At 39.9% G+C, this 18,117-nt stretch carries 18 protein-coding genes; 11 read left to right on the top strand and 7 right to left on the bottom strand.

Annotation, left to right across the window (positions count from 1 at the left end):
- Positions 1-249: 249 nt before the first annotated feature.
- The 3 genes from feoB to QZ019_RS05255 form a co-directional block, all read right to left on the bottom strand.
- A complete protein-coding gene (gene feoB, locus QZ019_RS05265; RefSeq protein ID WP_295482908.1) occupies positions 250-2,346 on the bottom strand; it encodes a ferrous iron transport protein B in 2,097 nt (698 codons plus the stop codon).
- 11 nt (positions 2,347-2,357) lie between these two features.
- Positions 2,358-2,579, bottom strand: a complete 222-nt coding sequence (locus QZ019_RS05260) for a FeoA family protein (RefSeq protein ID WP_295482906.1) — start codon at positions 2,577-2,579, stop codon at positions 2,358-2,360.
- A 162-nt stretch (positions 2,580-2,741) separates the two neighbouring features.
- Positions 2,742-3,524 (bottom strand): MBL fold metallo-hydrolase, encoded by a 783-nt coding sequence (locus tag QZ019_RS05255; RefSeq protein WP_295482904.1) that lies wholly within the window; start codon positions 3,522-3,524, stop codon positions 2,742-2,744.
- A 106-nt stretch (positions 3,525-3,630) separates the two neighbouring features.
- Here QZ019_RS05255 and QZ019_RS05250 point away from each other — a divergent pair, with 106 nt between their 5' ends.
- Both QZ019_RS05250 and QZ019_RS05245 read left to right on the top strand, forming a co-directional pair.
- Positions 3,631-4,047: a MerR family transcriptional regulator gene (locus QZ019_RS05250; RefSeq protein ID WP_295482902.1), complete on the top strand. Its 417-nt coding sequence runs from the start codon at positions 3,631-3,633 to the stop codon at positions 4,045-4,047.
- 52 nt (positions 4,048-4,099) lie between these two features.
- Positions 4,100-4,612 carry a nitroreductase family protein gene (locus QZ019_RS05245; RefSeq protein WP_295482900.1) on the top strand — a complete coding sequence of 171 codons (513 nt, stop codon included), beginning with the start codon at positions 4,100-4,102 and terminating at the stop codon, positions 4,610-4,612.
- 41 nt (positions 4,613-4,653) lie between these two features.
- Here the strand turns inward: QZ019_RS05245 and QZ019_RS05240 are convergent, their stop codons facing one another.
- The 3 genes from QZ019_RS05240 to bioB are packed head-to-tail and all read right to left on the bottom strand — an operon-like array spanning position 4,654 to position 8,051.
- Positions 4,654-5,817, bottom strand: coding sequence for an anhydro-N-acetylmuramic acid kinase (locus QZ019_RS05240; protein WP_295482898.1), 1,164 nt, complete (start codon positions 5,815-5,817; stop codon positions 4,654-4,656).
- On the bottom strand, positions 5,810-7,105 hold the full coding sequence (bioA, locus tag QZ019_RS05235; RefSeq protein WP_295482896.1) for an adenosylmethionine--8-amino-7-oxononanoate transaminase: 1,296 nt from the start codon (positions 7,103-7,105) through the stop codon (positions 5,810-5,812). Before bioA ends, QZ019_RS05240 begins: the two co-directional genes overlap by 8 nt.
- Positions 7,095-8,051 (bottom strand): biotin synthase BioB, encoded by a 957-nt coding sequence (bioB, locus tag QZ019_RS05230; protein ID WP_295482894.1) that lies wholly within the window; start codon positions 8,049-8,051, stop codon positions 7,095-7,097. The genes bioA and bioB overlap by 11 nt, the downstream gene beginning before the upstream one ends.
- 57 nt (positions 8,052-8,108) lie before the next feature.
- Here bioB and QZ019_RS05225 point away from each other — a divergent pair, with 57 nt between their 5' ends.
- The 6 genes from QZ019_RS05225 to rpiA all read left to right on the top strand — a co-directional run bounded on the left by QZ019_RS05225 (position 8,109) and on the right by rpiA (position 13,453).
- Positions 8,109-9,287, top strand: a complete 1,179-nt coding sequence (locus QZ019_RS05225) for an 8-amino-7-oxononanoate synthase (protein WP_295482892.1) — start codon at positions 8,109-8,111, stop codon at positions 9,285-9,287.
- A 1-nt stretch (position 9,288) separates the two neighbouring features.
- Positions 9,289-9,933 carry a pimeloyl-ACP methyl esterase BioG family protein gene (locus QZ019_RS05220; protein WP_295482890.1) on the top strand — a complete coding sequence of 215 codons (645 nt, stop codon included), beginning with the start codon at positions 9,289-9,291 and terminating at the stop codon, positions 9,931-9,933.
- The gene (locus QZ019_RS05215) at positions 9,930-10,694 is read left to right on the top strand and encodes a methyltransferase domain-containing protein (protein WP_295482887.1); all 765 of its coding nucleotides are present in this window, start codon (positions 9,930-9,932) and stop codon (positions 10,692-10,694) included. The genes QZ019_RS05220 and QZ019_RS05215 overlap by 4 nt, the downstream gene beginning before the upstream one ends.
- Positions 10,695-10,696: 2 nt before the next feature.
- Positions 10,697-11,380 (top strand): dethiobiotin synthase, encoded by a 684-nt coding sequence (bioD, locus tag QZ019_RS05210; protein WP_295482885.1) that lies wholly within the window; start codon positions 10,697-10,699, stop codon positions 11,378-11,380.
- A gap of 212 nt (positions 11,381-11,592) precedes the next feature.
- The gene (gene tyrS / locus QZ019_RS05205) at positions 11,593-12,780 is read left to right on the top strand and encodes a tyrosine--tRNA ligase (RefSeq protein WP_009142571.1); all 1,188 of its coding nucleotides are present in this window, start codon (positions 11,593-11,595) and stop codon (positions 12,778-12,780) included.
- Between the two features lie 10 nt (positions 12,781-12,790).
- On the top strand, positions 12,791-13,453 hold the full coding sequence (gene rpiA / locus QZ019_RS05200; RefSeq protein ID WP_295482883.1) for a ribose-5-phosphate isomerase RpiA: 663 nt from the start codon (positions 12,791-12,793) through the stop codon (positions 13,451-13,453).
- 320 nt (positions 13,454-13,773) lie between these two features.
- Here the strand turns inward: rpiA and QZ019_RS05195 are convergent, their stop codons facing one another.
- Positions 13,774-14,667 carry a PHP domain-containing protein gene (locus QZ019_RS05195; RefSeq protein ID WP_277296698.1) on the bottom strand — a complete coding sequence of 298 codons (894 nt, stop codon included), beginning with the start codon at positions 14,665-14,667 and terminating at the stop codon, positions 13,774-13,776.
- A gap of 149 nt (positions 14,668-14,816) precedes the next feature.
- On the opposite strand from QZ019_RS05195, the gene QZ019_RS05190 reads away from it, so the two are divergent.
- The 3 genes from QZ019_RS05190 to queC all read left to right on the top strand — a co-directional run bounded on the left by QZ019_RS05190 (position 14,817) and on the right by queC (position 17,983).
- Complete coding sequence (locus QZ019_RS05190; protein WP_295482880.1) at positions 14,817-15,986, top strand: MFS transporter; 1,170 nt, start codon at positions 14,817-14,819, stop codon at positions 15,984-15,986.
- 102 nt (positions 15,987-16,088) lie between these two features.
- A complete protein-coding gene (locus QZ019_RS05185) occupies positions 16,089-17,213 on the top strand; it encodes a 5-methyltetrahydropteroyltriglutamate--homocysteine S-methyltransferase (RefSeq protein WP_277296700.1) in 1,125 nt (374 codons plus the stop codon).
- Positions 17,214-17,293: 80 nt separating this feature from the next.
- A complete protein-coding gene (gene queC, locus QZ019_RS05180) occupies positions 17,294-17,983 on the top strand; it encodes a 7-cyano-7-deazaguanine synthase QueC (RefSeq protein ID WP_295482876.1) in 690 nt (229 codons plus the stop codon).
- The last annotated feature ends 134 nt before the right edge of the window (positions 17,984-18,117 follow it).

The following is an 18,117-nucleotide window of genomic DNA, read 5'->3' as shown; positions in this document are numbered from 1 at the left end:
GCGACTTTCTCAAATAGAACGCGAATACGTCAAACGCTTATGTTTTGATGTTTTCGGGAGTCAGGAAAGGCGCTGAAATTTACATATATGACAGAGGATTATCTATTGATTTTTTTTGATTGAGCACTTTTGATTATTGCATGCAGTGCAGTCCGTACATTTCTTTTTGGTCCTTTTTATCATACCGAAGATTGCCGCGCTTGAACACGCGGCAATGATTAAAGCTAAAAGCAGATCTACAAAACCCATTTATGAAAACAAAGTTCCTGCCGTGTTGTAAATGATAAAGGTTATAACGTATGCCGTTACCAGCTGGAAGGATGCTGATAAGGCCACGTACGCAAAAGAGCCTGATTCTTTTTTGACGGTAGCCAAAGTTGCGACGCACGGAATATACAAAAGGCAAAACACCATGAGGCAATATGCGTTTAATGAGTTAAAGCCGATTGATTGTAACTGCTCTGCAAAAATCTGCATACCGACATCCGAGTTAGCGTTAACGACGCTAAATAAGATAGCCATAGAAGAAACTACGACTTCTTTGGCGACGATTCCTGCAATAAGCGCCAGTACGATTTGCCAAAAACCGAGTCCTAACGGAGCAAATAACGGACTTAGAGCTTGTCCTACTACAGCGCCGAAGCTGTCTGACATGGACAATGTGAAACCGTTTGACCCAAAGTGCAGTAAAGCCCACACGGCAAGTGTCATGACGAAAATAGTAGTTCCTGCTTTGCTTAAATAGTCTTTTAATTTATCCCATACGTAAATGGATACGGTATGCAGATCAGGAAGCTTATAGGCAGGAAGCTCAATTAAAAGATAATTGGTAAGAGATCCTTTTCTGTCTAAGAACTTTAAGATAAAACACACGATAAGCGCTACGACTATACCGATTAGATAAAGTGAATAAGCGACAATCATCGCGTTTTCATGAAAGAACATTTCTGAAAACAGTACGTAGATGGTAAGCCGCGCATTGCAGCTCATAAAAGGAGTCACGAGCATGACTTTTAATTTGTCATGGCGGTGTTCCAAAGCACGGGTGGCCATAATGGCCGGGACGGAGCATCCGAAACCTAAGATCATCGGGATAAAAGCTCTGCCTGAAAGCCCGAGTTTTTTCATGATACCTTCCATTACGTAAGCAACACGTGCCATGTAGCCTGTATCTTCAAGGAATGCAAGGGCCAGAAAGAGCACGAAAAGATTAGGCAGAAAGGTAATTACCACGCCCACGCCGCCGATAATGCCTTCAACGATAAGAGAAATAAGCATAGGTGAGGCGTTAAGCGAACTTAAGTAGTCAGAGGCCTTGGTTGAAATTAAATCAATGGCGATTTCAAAAAATCCCTTAATGAAGTCACCGAAATTGAAAGTCAGAATAAAGACTACGGCCATAATGGCAAGGAATGCCGGAATGCCGAAAAAAGGATGGGTGAATACTTTATCGATTTTTTCGGTAAGCTTATCCTGACGTTCTTTGTTAACTAAAACTTCAGTGATGACATCATCGATAAAATCATATTTTTCATTAATGATGCGTGCTTCGAAATTTTTACCGTCAGGAAAAATGTCTTGGGTATCAATAGGGTATTTGCTGCTGATTTCATGATCGCCTTCCAAGGTTTTTATGGCGTAATAGCGATAATTGATAAGATTTGGATATTTTTCCTGGAGTCGCGGGATGATTTGATCGATTTTATCTTCAATAAAATCCGAGTACACCATCGCAAACTCTTGATGGTGATCGTGTTTGTGTTCAAAAGTTTCTTTATGTTCGTGAATTATAGGATCGGGAGTTTTGGCTCCTTGGTGATGAATGGCGGCATGAAGCAGAATATCAAGACCCATGCGTTTTCTCGCCGATACCGGAATAACCGGAATGCCGAGCATTTCAGGCAGACGGTGGAGGTCTATTTCCATTCCCCTTTTCAACACGATGTCCATCATGTTAAGCGCCATGACTACAGGCTTTCCCAGCTCTAAAAGCTGCAGTGTCAGGTACAAGCTTCTTTCAAGAGCGGAGGCGTCTACAACATTTATTATGACGTCAACCTCGCCTGATAGTATGAAATTGCGCGCTACCGTCTCCTCCATTGTGTATGAGGTAAGTGAATAGGTACCGGGGAGATCGACAAGTCTTATATTGCGGTTATGGGAACGGATGGCGCCTTCAACTTTTTCGACGGTGACGCCGGGCCAGTTAGCAACTTTTAAATTTGCACCTGTAAAAGCGTTAAAGAGCGTGGTTTTTCCACAATTAGGGTTACCGATAAATCCGATGGTCAGATCGGTTTTATTTTGCGTAGTATGGTGCGGCAGAATTGAGTGCAGTGATTTCATAATGTTTGCAATTAAATCTTTTCTACTTCTATGTTCTCAGTTATATCTTCACCTAAAGCGTATTGAGAACCGCGCAGTTTGATAATTAATGTTCCTTTACCTTTGCGGTTAACCACTTCAAGTTTTGAATGTTCGGTCATGCCTAAAGCTTCAAGGCGATGGGCAAGACTTTCTTCAAGATTTAATTTGCAAATAAGGCAACGCTGCCGCTTTTCCATCTGGCTTAAAAGCATACACAATCTCCTAAAATGCTTTAGACAAGACAAAAAAGCATGCATATTGTATCAGGATGCACAAAACAGCGTTTTAATTTTTGTTCTCATAGTGTTATTTAGGTGCAATTACAGCTAAGAATAAGGCTTAGCCGTGATTGCGCAGCGGATTTTTAAAAAGTATTAAAAGGAAATTGTTTGTCCGTCATCTGGGATATACAGTTTGGTTAATTTGTTTTCTCGGGCAAAATCCCTTAACAAGGAACGAGATACCGTCGCATGAGAAACCCCTTCGACATGGGTGGCGATAACTTCAATTTCGGGAAAGCTTCGCATCAGCACTAACACATCATATTGATTCATGATAAGAGCATGTCCTAAAGGGCATTGCGCTCCGGCCGCATTTACCGCCACGATTTCCGGAGTGTATTTACTTATTGTTTCGCTTACACCTCGATAATAAATCGTGTCACCGGCAAGATAAAAAGTTTTCTCTTTATTTGCTTTAAAAACAACACCGCATGCTTCCTTTTCAATATCAAGTTTTTCATAAAAAAAAGAAGTGACCGCATCGGATGCTCCGTGATCGCACGGAGTTTTAAATAAAGTGATGTCATGAAATTTTATGCCGTTCGTGTCAAGGATTCTGACATCCTTAAAACCGAATTCATTAAGTTGTGCCGCATCTTTATCCGATTGACAGAATAAAGGCAAATGTTTGGGTAAAAGTTTGGCGGCGACTTCATCGAAATGATCAAAATGCATATGGGTAACGATAACGGCATCAATATCAAATAGATTTTCGACAGGACAAGGCAATTCACAATCAGGATTCCCCTTCCCCGTTGATACGGTATACGGAACTGCAGGGTAGGTTCCTTGCGGTGCCAGCATCGGATCTATAAGAAAACGCTTGTTGGCATAGCTTATGATGGAGGTTGCGCTGCGTATCTGTTGAAAAATCATGAGATTCTCCTTTTTTAGTTGATAAGTTGCGGATAAGCTTTTTTCTTGTTATCGTGATTGTAAAAGCTATAGTAACTATAGGTTCAAGTAAGTTAGAGGATAAAAAATGAAAATCGGAGAGCTGTCGGCAAAAACGGGATGTCCTATAACCAGGATCCGTTTTTACGAACAGAAGGGAGTAATGTTAGAACCTAAGCGCGGTCTTGGCGGACAACGCGAATACGAAAAAGATGATGTAACGCGACTTGAGTTTATTATGGCTTGCAGGGTTAACGGAATGAAGCTTGAATGTATTAAGCGTTTTCTTGAATATCTTGATGATAAAAATAAGGGCAGTTTATGGTTATATGACAGAGTTAATGAATATCTAAAGGAAGTAGAGGTAAAAAAGGAGCAGCTTGATTTGGTGGAAGGTTTTTTGACAAGAGTAAAACACAGGCTTCAAAATGATATCGTAAATAATCATGGAAATGATTTTAAAGATGATTTTCTAAAGACGATAACGGATAGTGACATACGGTGAAAATACGTTCAGTATGCCGATATAATGAATTAAAAACGTAAGGAGATTTAAAATGAAAGATTTTCTTGATTTAGCCAAAGAAAGGTTTTCCTGCAGAGCTTATGATCCTAAGCCGCTTACCGATGATGAAATAAATAAGATTTTATCTGCGGCAAAACTCGCACCTACCGCATGCAACCGTCAGCCGTTTACTTTGCTTGTGGTAAGAGGGGAAAGTCTTAAAAAAATTCAAAAATGCGCATGGCTGTACGGTGCGCCTCTTGCTATCGTGGTATGCACGAATGAAGGAGAGGCATGGCAAAGAAAATATGACGCACAAAATTTTGCCGTGGTTGACGGGGCTATCGTGATGACGCATATGCTTTTGCAGGCGGCGGATATGGGACTTGGTTCTTGCTTTATTGGGGCGATTAAAACCGATCTTTTGACTCAAGCTCTAGAGATTAAGGAGCCGCTTCGAGCTCAGTTTATTATGGTCGCGGGGCATATGGCATCTGACGTAAAACCCGATAAGCTGCACTTTGAGAGAAAGGATTTAAAAGATCAGGTTATTTATCTTGATTAATGTTAAACATTCGGACAGCTTCTGCTGTCCGAAAATACATATTACTTGATGCGGGATTTGACGAATCGTCCTGTTGGCGCCGGACAAATACATCCTAGAATTGTCGGGTATTTGGCTCCGGTTGAGTGGGTAAGATCGATTTGTTTGCCGTTCATGCACATATAGGTAAACCAGGCAAAAGCTTCAGCCTCCATATATGAAGGATGAATTCCGACTTCATCGGAGCGCAATACTTTTAAATCAAGCTTAAGACAATATTCTTCAAAGCGCTGCTTGATTAAAGGGTTATACGCTCCTCCGCCGCAGAGAATAAGATCTCCTTTGTCTAAGCTTATAAAACGCTGTTTGATTTTAATGATTTCATCAATAACGGATCGGACTGAAAATTCACAAAGTGTGGCAAGTAAATCAGCTCCTGAAGCTTCCTTATTTTTTACAAGATTAAGATATTTTTTTACGGTATTTTCGTTAAAGTCCTCGCGCCCGCTTGATTTGGGAAAATCTCTTTTTAAATAAGGATGCTCTAAAAGCTCACAAAGCCAATCTTGTCTGATTTTGCCTTGAGACGCGATTTTGGCGTCTTCATCATACGGTTTATTAAAAAGTTCACGGCAGCAAAGATCAAGCAAGGTGTTGGCAGGACCGCAGTCAAAGCCTGCAAGAACTTTCCCGCCTTTTTCTATTACGGTTAAATTGGATATGCCGCCTAAATTTAAAACGTAGCGATCGCGATGATCGTTTTTTAACATCATTTGATGAAAAGCGGGAGTAAGCGGGGCTCCGTCACCTCCGGCTGCAAGATCTGCCGCTCTGAAATCAACGACGGTATCGATGCCGGTTAAAGCAGCTGTAAGAGGTCCGAGATCCAACTGTTTTGAAAAGTTAAGTTTAGGTCTATGCCTTACGGTTTGACCGTGAGTGCCCACGGCAATGATGTCTTCATTTTTAAGTTTTGCCTTAGAAATTAGATCATTTACCAAAAAGGCTTGTTTTTTGGCGATAAATACGCAGGCTTTTCCTTCTTTTTCGATTTCGTCATTAGAGCTTTGACAAAGTTCATGCAAAGCTTTTGCTTCAGTATCTGTCCATTTGCAGCTGTCAACGGCGATAACCTGAGGTTTGCCAGACTGCATATCAATAAGGCAGGCATCAAGTCCGTCAATGCTGGTTCCTGACATCAAACCGATGTAAAGTTCTTTAGGCATAAAGGTTTTTATTCTCCGTTACTATCGCAATAGCGTTGCACAGCTTTTCAAGTTCTGCGTCGCTGATGATAAACGGCGGCATTAAATATATAAGATCGCCCATCGGCCTTATCCATACATTAAGTTCAATAAAGTGGCGCATTATTTCCCGCATTTTAACCGGAGTTTTAGTCTGAACGACGCCGATTGCTCCTAAGACTCTTACATCTTTGACTAAGCTTTTAGCTTTAAGCGGGATTAAATGTTCCTTTAGTTTTGCTTCAATATGCTTAACCCGTTCTTGCCATGGAGAATTTAAAAGCAGTTTAAAAGAAGCTATTCCTACGGAGCAAGCTAAGGGATTTGCCATAAATGTCGGCCCGTGCATAAAAGCATAAGGAGGATTATTTGAAATTGCAGATGCGATTTTGTCAGTCGTGAGCACTGCAGATAATGTCATATATCCGCCTGTTAGTCCTTTGCCTATACACATTAAATCAGGTACGACATCCGTATACTCAAGGGCAAAAAGTTTGCCGGTACGTCCAAAGCCGGTAGCGATTTCATCAAAAATAAGCAGAATATCGTATTGTTTGCAAAGCTCATGAAGGCGCTTTAAATAAGTAGGATGATAAAAACGCATTCCGCTTGCTCCTTGCACTATCGGTTCAACGATAACCGCGGACAAGATGTCTTTTTTGCTTTCTATAAGCTTTTTCATCGGCAGAAAATCGTTTTCATCCCACGGCTCATCAAAACGGCATTGCGGAATAGGAGCAAAGAAACGTACGGGTAAAGCGGATCCGAAAATTTTATGCATTCCGGCAATCGGATCGCACACGGACATAGCATTCCAGGTGTCGCCGTGATATCCGCCTGAGATGGTTGCAATTTCGCTTTTATGCGTATTTCCTTTGGCAAATTGATATTGAACTGCCATTTTTAAGGCAACTTCTACAGCAACCGATCCGCTGTCGGCGTAAAAAATTTTAGTTAATTCATGCGGCACATATTTGAGGATCAATTTGCCAAGCTCTATGGCCGGATCGTGTGTAAGTCCTCCGAACATCACGTGCGCTACGGATTTTAATTGTTCGCAAAGCGCATCGTTTAATTCTTTAACGTTATAGCCGTGAAGCGCACACCACCATGACGAGGTTCCGTCGGTAAGCTTCGTTCCGTCGGATAAAGTCAGTGTACAGCCGTCAGCTCTCGTGACTTTAAATGCAGGCAGCGGTGTCTGCATTGATGTATAAGGATGGATAAGGTGATCCCTATCAAAGGGGTCAATAAGATTTTCAAAGTTCATATCCTGCTTCCTTAAAACGCTTTTTGTCAGTATCGATATCCGATCCTAAAGTGGTAAGCAAATCGCCTACTATGGCCGAGTTGATGCCTGCGTATAAAGCTTGTTTTAAAGTTTGTTCACTAAGGCGCGCTCTGCCTCCTGCAAGGCGCAGATAGGCTTTTGGCAGAATAAAACGGAAAAGCGCGATGGTTTTTAAAATTTCCGCGTCACTTAACAAGGGTAGCTTTTCAAGCGGAGTCCCGGGAATCGGATGAAGGATATTAAGCGGAACGGAAGTCACTTCAAGATCTTTTAAAGTAAGAGCCAAATCCGCTCTATCTTCCATGCTCTCGCCCATGCCGATAATACCGCCTGAACAAATTTCAAGACCTGCTTCTTTTGCCGCTTTTATAACAGCAATTTTTTGGCTGAATTTATGCGTTGAACATAAGTTTTTAAAATAGTTTTCCGAACTTTCCAAATTGCAGTGATAGCGGGAAAGTCCTGCTTCTTTTAGCTTTTTAAGCTCGTTTTTATTAAGAAGGCCTAAGGATGCGCATAAAGAAATTTTACTGTTTAGTTTTAGATAAGTTAATAAACTGCCGATTTCTTTAAGTTCATTAGGAGAAGGCTTTCGTCCTGACGTTACTAAAGAAAATCTTTTAACGCCTTTTTTCTCGCAATGGAGCGCTTCTTTAAGGCACTCATCGCTATTAACGAGAGGATAGGTAGCAATATCGGTTTTATAGTGAGAGGATTGGGCGCACCATTTGCAGTCTTCTGTACATAGGCCTGATTTTGCATTTATTATCGAACAAGAATCAAATTTCTTTGAGGCAAACCTTAAAGTTATTTTATGGGAAGAGGAAATAAGCTCTTCTACATTATCGTAAGCAATAATGTATGATATGTCCTCACGGGTAATTGCTTTTCCGTCAAGGATTTTTTGGGTAATTAAATTAAGCATTACGGCTTTTCCAAGCGATAAAAATTTTCCGCAAATAAAGGTAAAAAAATAAAAAACATGACGGCTCAAATGATAAGCGCCTTTTTGGCTTCCTGTAAAGCCGACGGATCTTTGCGATCGGTAAATCCTTATTTTCAAAACGGCATTTACATTGATTATAAAGGTGAAAGGCTTATTAATTTATCTTCAAATGATTATTTGAATTTAGGACACGATTTAGCAATACGCCAAGAGTTTTTAAAAATACTTTCTGACTCTCATGCTCTTTTTTCATCAACAAGTTCAAGACTTTTAACCGGAACTTTTAACGAGCATGCATTATTTGAAGAAAAGGCCGGCAAGTTATTTCATAAATCATGCCTTATGTTTAACTCCGGTTTTGATGCCAACTGCGGGATTTTACAGGCATTGGGTGGAAAAGAGACATTGTTCCTTGCCGATAAGCTTATTCATGCTTCGATGATTGACGGTATAAAGGCCTCAGGCGCTAAATTCATGCGTTTTAGTCATAACGATATTGAGCATCTTGAGTCTTTGCTTGTTAAATATAAAGAAAAATTCAAGGAGATTATCGTTATAACCGAAGCCGTTTTCAGCATGGACGGAGATTGTGCTCCTTTAAATGAGCTTGTCTTGCTTAAAGAAAAATATCCTTTAATTAAATTGTACGTGGATGAAGCACATTCATTCGGCGTATACGGCAAAAACGGCTTAGGCTTATGCTATAAGCTCGGTCTTTTAGATAAAGTTGATTATATTTTGTGCACCCTGGGAAAAGCGGCAGGCAGCTGCGGAGCCTTTTTCTTATGTGATGCGATGACAAAAGAATACTTAATCAATACGGTACGGACTTTTATTTTTACGACCGCATTGCCTCCCGTTAATGCATTACATGCGTCATTTATGCTCGATAAGCTTAATAAAGCTGAAAGAAAACGGCAAAATCTTGAAAATGCGGCTGAACGGGTGAGAAATTGTCTTAAAGACATTGGTTTTAAAGTTTTAAGCTCAAGTCAAATAATTCCTATTGTCGTCAATACTAATGAAGCGGCGATAAAAGGCGCTGAGTTTTTTAAAGAAAAGGGCTTTTTCGTCCTTCCTATTCGTCATCCAACGGTACCGCTTGGACAAGCGCGGTTACGGCTTTCATTAAATGCAGCTGTAAATGAGGCAGAGGTTCAAAGACTTTGCGAAGTAATAAAAAAGTTTAAAAATTTTTTAGAGAAGAATATATAAAATGGAAACCGAACTTTTAAAAGGCACCGATCATAATACGCTTAAAGTGGTATTTTTAGGCTTTGGGCAGGATTTAACTCCGTTTTCTTCATTAAACTTAAGTTCCGATACTTTTTTTGTTTATGACTATGAAGACGACAGCGCCGATTTTAGTGTTATTTATGAATATAAAAAGTATGAGGTCATCGCATGGTCGCTTGGCGTGATGATGTCTGATATTTTTGTAAGTAAGGTGGAGAAAAAACCGTGGAAAATGACTGCATTAAACGGTACGCCATTTGGGATAAACAGTGAAAAAGGAGTTGATGCCGCGCTTTATAAAGCAACTTTGGATAATTTAAGTGAAGATAATATGACGCGTTTTTATCGCAGGATGTGCGGGCGCGGACAAGAGTTTGCTGCTTTTACTAAAGTTAAACCTTCACGTTCTCTTGTTTCATTTAAAAATGAACTTATGTTTTTAGCTCAAAAGTCGACAGCTCATCGCGCGGGTAAAATTGTTTGGGACGAGGCTTTTATCGGACTTAAAGACGCTATCATTGCGCCTTTAAATCAAGAGCGAGGTTGGCAAGGACATGCTTTAAACCTTGTAAAGCTTGATGCGGCACATTACAGCGCACAATTTTTTAAAGATAAACTTTCATGAATAAAAATTTAATCAAGTCCCGTTTTTCTAAGGCGGCTTTGAGTTATGAAAATGCCGCTTTTAAGCAAAAGCTTATGGCAGAGGATTTAATTGGGTTAATTGATCCGAAGTTATGTGCAAATAAGGTTTATGAAATAGGCTGCGGTACCGGATTTTTAAGTGAACTTTTACTTAAGAAACTTGATATTAAGACGCTTTATATAAATGACATCAGCTCTTTGATGCTAAATTATTGTGAAGATAAGTTACTGCATTTAAAAGAAAATATTCCTGAAATTTTTTTTATTGAAGGTGATGCGACATGTTTGTCTCTTAAGCAGTCATGCGATTTAATCGTAAGCAACGCGGTCTTTCAGTGGTTTGTTGATTTTAAAAAGGCGCTTTTGCATATAAAAACCAATTTAAAGCAGGGCGGAACGTTGTGTTTTTCAACTTTTTTAAGCGGTACCTGTGTTGAACTTGAGTCTTTAGGACTGCCATGCATTAAATATTTAACCGAACAAGAACTTTTAAGCATTTTAGAGGAATGCGGCTTTGAGATAGATATTTTTGAGTTGCAAAAACAAAGTCTAATCTTTGAAAATCCGTATAAACTTTTAAAGTTTTTTAAAGAAACCGGAACTAATTCGCTTATTTCTCACCAATGGACTCCGGGGATCCTGAAAAGATTTATGCGGGAATATGAAGCAAAATTTAAAGTACCAAACGGGGTAAATTTAAGCTGGATCCCGTGTTATGTTAAAGCTCGTTTAAGGAATTAAAAATGAAAGCTGTTTTTGTGACCGGTACCGATACCGATATCGGTAAAACCTATGTAAGCGCATTAATATGCAAGTCATTAGTTAAGCAAAATTTAAATGTCGGATATTACAAAGCGGCAATAAGCGGAGCAGACAACATTAAAAACTCTGATGCAGGTTATGTAAAAGATGTCGCGGGACTTAAACAGAGCTATGAAAGCTTATTGTCATATTTGTATCAGGATCCGTTGTCTCCTCATTTGGCTGCACGCATTGAGCAAAGATTCGTCGATCTTAAAAAGGTAAGTGAAGATTTTCATCAAGTAGCAGCGCTTCATGATTATGTTTTAATGGAAGGATCCGGCGGTATCGTTTGTCCTATTGTCTATGAAAAAAATAAGAAAATATTGCTTGAGGACATCGTTAAGCTTTTATGTCTGCCTGTTGTCATTGTTGCCGATGCCGGTCTTGGTACTATAAATCAGACGACGCTTTGCTGTCATTATTTAAAATCTAAGAGTATCGCAATTAACGGCATAATCCTTAACAATTTTGATAAAAATAAAACGATGCATCAGGATAATCTAGCGATGATTGAAGATATTAATAAAGTTAAAGTCATTGCAACCGTTGCAAGTCAAGCTGCAGAGCTTTCTATGAGAGTAGGCTCATTGTCTGATGCTTTTTCTTTAATTACTAAATTTTAAAAAATGATATATTGATTTGATAGTTATATATACATGCTATAACAAGAGTTTCGTTAAGGCTTGAAAGCATCTTGTCCGAAATCTTAGGCAAACTTTAATTTTACTGTGTATTAAAAGCGGGGGTTTGCGTAAAAACCTTTGTTTTACTGCAAATGACCGTTAAATCGTTTAGAATAGTCTGCATTTTAAAGAATTATTTTTTAGGAGAGTCAATGGTAGACGTACAAACAGCGCTTGACGAGATTTGCCGCGGCGCAGAAGAAATTATCCCGATTGAAGAGTTAAAGAAGAAACTGGAAAGCGGTCGTAAGTTAATTGTAAAACTCGGAATGGATCCTACCGCTCCTGATATTCATTTAGGCCACACCGTTATTTTAAATAAATTGCGTACCTTTCAGGAGCTCGGCCACCAGGTTGTTTTGATTATCGGTGATTTTACTGCATCGGTAGGAGATCCTTCAGGTAAAAACACCACTCGTCCGCAGCTTTCACGCGAGAAGATTTTAGAAAATGCCAAAACTTATGCCGAACAGGCATTTAAAATTTTGGATAAAGACAAGACCATTATCCGTTATAACAGCGAGTGGCTCGGTAAACTCGGGGCTGAGGGCACAATCCGCCTTGCCTCAAAGCTTACCGTTGCAAGAATGCTTGAGCGCGACGATTTTACCAAGCGTTATCAGAGCGGACAGCCAATTGCCATCCATGAGTTCTTATATCCTTTGTTCCAAGGATATGACAGTGTGTGCTTGAAAGCCGACATTGAGCTTGGCGGTACCGATCAGAAATTCAACCTTTTAATGGGTCGTGAGTTGCAAAAAGACGCCGGTCAGGAGCCGCAATGCGTATTAATGATGCCGCTTTTGGTAGGTCTTGACGGCGTTAAGAAGATGTCAAAGTCTGCCGGCAACTATATCGGTGTTCATGACGCTCCTAATGATATGTTCGGTAAGATCATGTCTTTAAGCGACGATTTGATGTGGACTTATTTCGATTTATTGTCTTTCCGTCCTTTAAAGGAAATTGCCGAGCTTAAAGCTAATTGTGCATCAGGGCAGATGAACCCGCGTGATGCCAAGATGGAACTCGGTCGTGAAATCGTAGCCCGTTATCACGGTAAGGAAGAAGGAGATAAAGCAGTAGAGTCTTTTATCAATCAGTTTGCCAAAGGGGCTGTCCCTGATGAAATGCCGGAGCTTACTTTAGATAATGCTCCTCTTCCTACTTTGCTGAAAAACTCACAACTTTGCGCTTCAACTTCAGAGGCTATGCGCATGATTAAGCAAAATGCGGTTAAAATTGACGGTAAGGTAATTGCTGATAAAGATGAGGCAATTGCTAACGGCACTTATGTTTTCCAAGTCGGCAAACGTCGTTTTGCGCGTATTACTTTAAAGTAAGGAGCATCTCATGACTCAGGATGAGTTAAAGGTAATGGTTGCGGAGGAGGCGCTTAAATATATTCCAAAAGACGGAATATTAGGCGTAGGTTCGGGATCTACCGTAGTCAAATTTATTGAAGCAATCGATCGCTTTAAGATTAAAGTTGATGCGGCGGTAAGCAGTTCCAATAAGACCACCAAGATGCTTCAGGATATCGGTATTCGCGTACTCGATCCTAATGATGTAGAGCCTTACGGTGTGTATATTGACGGTGCCGATGAGGTTAATCCTGCTTTTGACATGATCAAAGGCGGCGGAGCTTGCCTTACGCGCGAGAAGATCTTAGCTTCAATGGCAGAGAAGTTTATTTGTATCGTCGATAAGTCCAAATTGGTGCCGACTTTAGGTGAATTCCCGTTACCGGTTGAAGTTATTCCTATGGGGCGAGAGCAAGTTGCGCGTTCTTTAAGAGCTTTAGGCGGAAATCCTATTTTGCGTCAGGGCTGCATTACTGATAACGGCTGTGAGATCCTTGATGTTCATGACTTCATGATTGAAGATCCGTTAGCGATGGAGGCCCAGATTAACGCAATTCCCGGGGTGGTCACGGTCGGACTTTTTGCCAAACGCGGCGCTGATACTGTGCTTTACGCTACTGAAGATGGTGTTTGCGTTAAAGTACGTCCGTAATCGGCGTTTATATCAAATTAATTAAGTAAAGAAAAAGCCCTAATGAAGAGTATTTTTAGGGCTTTTGTCGCATTAGCGTTGAATAAAAAACAGTATCTTAGTGCAAAATAAGAAACAGTTTTTCCTGAATTCTAAGAATGCGGCGATAGATAATTTTTGTCTTTTGAGCTTTGCTGCAGCGGGAGGACAAAAAGACTCCCGCCATAGTATCGTCAAAACTTAAAGTAGGCACAGATTGTATGATTTTATTCATATATAACAAATCATTCTGTGGATATTAAAATATGGTGTGTAAATTAAAGGTTTTAATTTACGGCATATTATTTTCTAAGTAATTTTGTAAGTTGATCTGACAACTCTTTTTCAGTTAAAGAACAGTGATGCTGACCTAAACTTATAGCCGGCTTAATTTTGCCGTGAAAATCACTGCCGCAGGTAATGAATAAATTATTCATCTGCGCAAAATGCCTGATTGTCGCAGCTTCCTCTTTACAATGATAACTGCTGAATGCTTCTATGCCGTCTAGTTTGAGTTTGGCAATGTCGCTTAACAGATGCATTTTCCCTTTAAGATTAACGCAAGGATGAGCTAATACCGCATAACCTCCGGTAGCGTGAATTATGTCAATGATTTCTTGCATTGAAGGGAACTTTGATTTTGCAAAGCAAGGTTTGCCTTGTGCAAAAAAATCCCAATAAAAGTTGGCAAGCGGGTTATCACTGCGCTTGCCTCCCGGTCTGTACGACTCAAGACGCGGATCATTTTTATATGCCGGATGACTTAAGATGACCTCGGCAAACATTTCCCCGGTCCAGGTTTCAGGCCAATAGCTGTCTTTTGATAAAGCATTGAGCTCCGTTTCGCTAATTGCAAAACCGAGCTTTTTGATTTTCTCTAGTCTTATTTGCGAAATTGTCATGCTCTGGGTGCGAATATTGTTTTCAATTTCAGCAAAAGCCGGATCTTGAAAGTTGATTTGGTAGCCTAAAACATGAAAATCGGTATTTTCAAATGTACAGTCGATTTCTATGCCGGGGATATATTTAATATTATGTTTTACTGCACTTTTTTGAGCTGTAAAATTAGCTGCTACCGTATTGTGATCGGTAATTGACATAACTTTTATATTACAGATATTGCAGTTTTCTACTAATTGTTCCGGTGAAAATTCACCGTCGTTGCTATAAAGAGAATGCATATGAAGATCAAACATTTTAATTGCCTGCTGCAAAAATTCTGGAATTGTTAAGATTGTAGCAAACGAAACTTTGTTTTTTTGCAATATGACCGTTGCTTTTTTCAAAGTACGGCTTAACATGACTTTAAATATCGTCCGGAGAGTGCATAAGATAGAGATACACAATGGGCTACAGCCAAGAAGGCAACAATCAAGCAGTTAAAGAAAAATTGTTTACCCGAGATTATATTCTTATGATCGTGACTAACGGTTTATTATTTTTCGGCTTTCAATTTTATCCATCGGGTTTGCCTCCTTTTTTAAAAACTTTAGGCGCTGATGATATAGTTTTAGGTTTTTTGACTTCATTAATTGCAATACCTGCCATTTTGTCACGACTTATTGCAGGAAATCTTCTTGATCGCTATGGCCGTTTTAAGGTTTTGTGTCTTGGTCTTTTTAGCATGACGGTTTTGGCTTACTTTTTAGGTGTTTTTCAAACCGTATTCATGATTTTGCTTATAAGAGGTTTGCACGGTCTTGCGTGGGGAGTGTCGGCAACGGGATCGGCAACAGCTGTAACGGATTTTATCCCTCGTTCAAGACTCGGCGAGGGCATGGGGTATTTTTCTCTTTCCTGTTCTCTTGCAATGGCTATAGCTCCAGCTTTAGCCTTAAGCTTGCCTTTTGAGTGGATGTTTCGTCTGGGGACTATATTTTTTGCCGGAGCTTTCATCCTTTGTCTTTTTGTCAGATATAAAAAAATTGAGGCAAATAGGCAAGAAAAGCGTTCTTTGATTGAAAAGCGTTCCTTAATGCCGTCTTTTGTAGTGTTGTGCTCAAATGCATCTTACGGAGCAATAGTAACATTCGTGGCTTTATTCGGATTGGAGCGCGGCATAAGTCATGTCGGTATGTTTTTTGCTTTGTACGCTCTGGCTTTAATGGTAAGCAGACCCTATGTCGGTAAGCTTGTTGACAGAATAGGCTGCAAGGCTGCAATCGGTCCGGGGATTATCGCTTTATTGCTGTCATTGGTGTTGTTGTCGTTTGTGTTTAATACTTTTACATTTTTAGCTTGCGGCGTTTTGTATGGTTTGGCACAAGGCGCCGTGATGTCAGGTACGCAGACTTTAGCAATTTTACGCGCTCCAAAAGATCGTTTGGGGGCAGCTAACGCCACTTATTCAAGTTGTTTTGATTTAGGATTGGGAGTTGGGGCTTTGATATTCGGTTTCGTTGCCGAGTACACCGGGTACGGTTTAATGTTTTTGATTTGCGGGCTAACGCAGGTTATTCCTTACGTGGTTTTAAAATTGGATAAAGAGCCTGATGCAAAAGATTGCACACATTGAGAGCAAATATTTAGAAATGTGAAGTTTGTATGGATTTAAAGTTTTACTTCGGTAACAATTCTAAGACTTTAAAAACTAAGTAGAATTTTAAGGATAAAAATAATGGCTCATATCAATCCGCCTTATCGCGCCGATCATGTCGGTTCTTTTTTGCGTTCTTCAAAAATTGTAAATGCCCGTCGCTTTTTTCAAGATGGAAAAATCAGCAAAGCAGAGTTGACTCAAATTGAGGATGAGGAAATTTCCGTTTTAGTAAAGCAGGAGATAGCTAACGGCTTAAAAGCCGTTACTGACGGAGAGTTCCGCCGGGCTTATTGGCACCTTGATTTTTTAGCCGCATTAAATGGTATTGAGCATATTAAAGCTAAAGCGTGGTCGGTTGCTTTTGCGGATCGTCAGCCAAAAGCCGAAACGATAAAAATCAGCGGTAAAATCGCTTTTTCAAACGATCATCCGTTTTTGGAGGCTTTTTCAAAGTTAAAGTCTATAGCAGGAGAGCATGAAGTTAAATTTACTATTCCCTCTCCTTCCATGCTGCATTTAATTTGTTGTGTACGTGAGGCAAATTACGAGCCGATAGCTTTATACAGGAACAATGATGAGTCTTTGTTTGATGATATTGCAGATGCTTGGTGTGATGCGGTAAAAGCTTTATATGATCGCGGATGCCGTTATTTGCAGCTTGACGATACTTCATGGGGAGAGCTTTGCTCGCTTGAAAAACGTGAAGCTTATGCACAGCGCGGTATCGATCTTGATAAACTTGCAGAAAACTACGTTGCAGTTATCAATCGGATCATGGAAGCAAAACCTGAGGATATGGTTATTTGCATGCATATCTGTCGCGGTAATTTCCGTTCAACCTGGTTTTCATCAGGCGGATATGAGCCTGTAGCTCCGATTCTTTTTGCCAAATGCAATGTTGACGGGTTTTTCCTTGAATATGACACAGATCGTGCCGGAGATTTTTCACCTTTGCGTTTTATAAAAGATCAGACTGTCGTTTTAGGCTTGATTTCATCAAAATTCGGCGATCTTGAGGATAAAGAAGCCGTTAAAAAACGTATTCGTGAAGCATCTCAGTATGTGCCTCTTGACAGGCTGTGTTTATCGACTCAATGCGGATTCTCTTCGACGGAAGAAGGTAATATTTTAAGTCATGAAGCTCAGTGGGCTAAAATTAGGCTGGTTTGCGAAATTGCAAAAGAAGTATGGTCTGATGCTTAATTTTTTTTAGATGACGCAATAATTGGATTAAAGTCCTAGCGAGCAGTTAGGGCTTTTGTTTAAGTTTTTGGAAGAGTTATATGTTAAAGGCATTGGTTTTAAGCAGCGGCGGAGTTGATTCGACTACCTGTTTGGCTCTTGCTGTCGATAAATTAGGAGCTGAAAATGTAAGCTCGGTGTCGATTTTTTATGGGCAAAAACACCAAAAGGAATTACAGCAGGCAAAGAAAATTGCTGATTATTACAAAGTGAATCATTATGAACTGGATTTAAGCGCTATGTTTGCACAAAGTAACTGTGCTTTGCTTAAAAATTCGACGCAGGAAATTGAAGAAAGTACGTATGAAGAACAAATTACGGCTCACGGCAAAGTAAATACTTATCTGCCTTTTAGAAACGGTTTGTTTTTGGCAAGTGTCGCAAGTCTTGCTGGTTCCATTTATCCAGATGATGAAGTAGAAATTTATTTGGGAGCGCATGCTGATGATGCGGCATTAAATGCTTATGCAGATTGCTCAATGGAATTTATCGAGGCGATGAATCGGGCAATTTCCATCGGAACATATTCGCAGGAAAATATTGTTGCGCCATTTGCAGGAAAAACCAAAGCCGATGTGGTTGCTTGCGGTTTAAAACTAGAAGTGCCTTATGAGCTTACATGGAGCTGCTATGAGGGAAAGGAAAAAGCCTGCGGAAAATGCGCAACATGTCTTGATAGACTAAAGGCTTTTAAAAGTAACGGAGTAAAAGATCCGCTGGATTACGCATAATATGCCGGTAATTTTTATATAAATAAACTGGCAAAAGTAAAAAGCGGGTAAAAGAAAAGTAAAAAAAATAAAAAATTTTTAATGTGAGCAAAATCGCATAAAAATCAGGGGTTTTTGCAGATAATAAAGTTTCC

Origin of the sequence: uncultured Succinatimonas sp., from assembly GCF_905203285.1 — a bacterium.
Lineage (GTDB): Bacteria > Pseudomonadota > Gammaproteobacteria > Enterobacterales > Succinivibrionaceae > Succinatimonas.
Note: the sequence above shows the minus strand (reverse complement) of the source record. Positions and strands in the feature narration are given on the sequence as shown.

Bases quoted from the DNA above. Each gene is read 5' to 3' on its own strand.
- feoB (WP_295482908.1), bottom strand. From the start codon at position 2,346: ATGAAATCACTGCACTCAATTCTGCCGCACCATACTACGCAAAATAAA.
- QZ019_RS05260 (WP_295482906.1), bottom strand. From the start codon at position 2,579: ATGCTTTTAAGCCAGATGGAAAAGCGGCAGCGTTGCCTTATTTGCAAA.
- QZ019_RS05255 (WP_295482904.1), bottom strand. From the start codon at position 3,524: ATGATTTTTCAACAGATACGCAGCGCAACCTCCATCATAAGCTATGCC.
- QZ019_RS05250 (WP_295482902.1), top strand. From the start codon at position 3,631: ATGAAAATCGGAGAGCTGTCGGCAAAAACGGGATGTCCTATAACCAGG.
- QZ019_RS05245 (WP_295482900.1), top strand. From the start codon at position 4,100: ATGAAAGATTTTCTTGATTTAGCCAAAGAAAGGTTTTCCTGCAGAGCT.
- QZ019_RS05240 (WP_295482898.1), bottom strand. From the start codon at position 5,817: ATGCCTAAAGAACTTTACATCGGTTTGATGTCAGGAACCAGCATTGAC.
- bioA (WP_295482896.1), bottom strand. From the start codon at position 7,105: ATGAACTTTGAAAATCTTATTGACCCCTTTGATAGGGATCACCTTATC.
- bioB (WP_295482894.1), bottom strand. From the start codon at position 8,051: ATGCTTAATTTAATTACCCAAAAAATCCTTGACGGAAAAGCAATTACC.
- QZ019_RS05225 (WP_295482892.1), top strand. From the start codon at position 8,109: ATGACGGCTCAAATGATAAGCGCCTTTTTGGCTTCCTGTAAAGCCGAC.
- QZ019_RS05220 (WP_295482890.1), top strand. From the start codon at position 9,289: ATGGAAACCGAACTTTTAAAAGGCACCGATCATAATACGCTTAAAGTG.
- QZ019_RS05215 (WP_295482887.1), top strand. From the start codon at position 9,930: ATGAATAAAAATTTAATCAAGTCCCGTTTTTCTAAGGCGGCTTTGAGT.
- bioD (WP_295482885.1), top strand. From the start codon at position 10,697: ATGAAAGCTGTTTTTGTGACCGGTACCGATACCGATATCGGTAAAACC.
- tyrS (WP_009142571.1), top strand. From the start codon at position 11,593: ATGGTAGACGTACAAACAGCGCTTGACGAGATTTGCCGCGGCGCAGAA.
- rpiA (WP_295482883.1), top strand. From the start codon at position 12,791: ATGACTCAGGATGAGTTAAAGGTAATGGTTGCGGAGGAGGCGCTTAAA.
- QZ019_RS05195 (WP_277296698.1), bottom strand. From the start codon at position 14,667: ATGTTTGATCTTCATATGCATTCTCTTTATAGCAACGACGGTGAATTT.
- QZ019_RS05190 (WP_295482880.1), top strand. From the start codon at position 14,817: ATGGGCTACAGCCAAGAAGGCAACAATCAAGCAGTTAAAGAAAAATTG.
- QZ019_RS05185 (WP_277296700.1), top strand. From the start codon at position 16,089: ATGGCTCATATCAATCCGCCTTATCGCGCCGATCATGTCGGTTCTTTT.
- queC (WP_295482876.1), top strand. From the start codon at position 17,294: ATGTTAAAGGCATTGGTTTTAAGCAGCGGCGGAGTTGATTCGACTACC.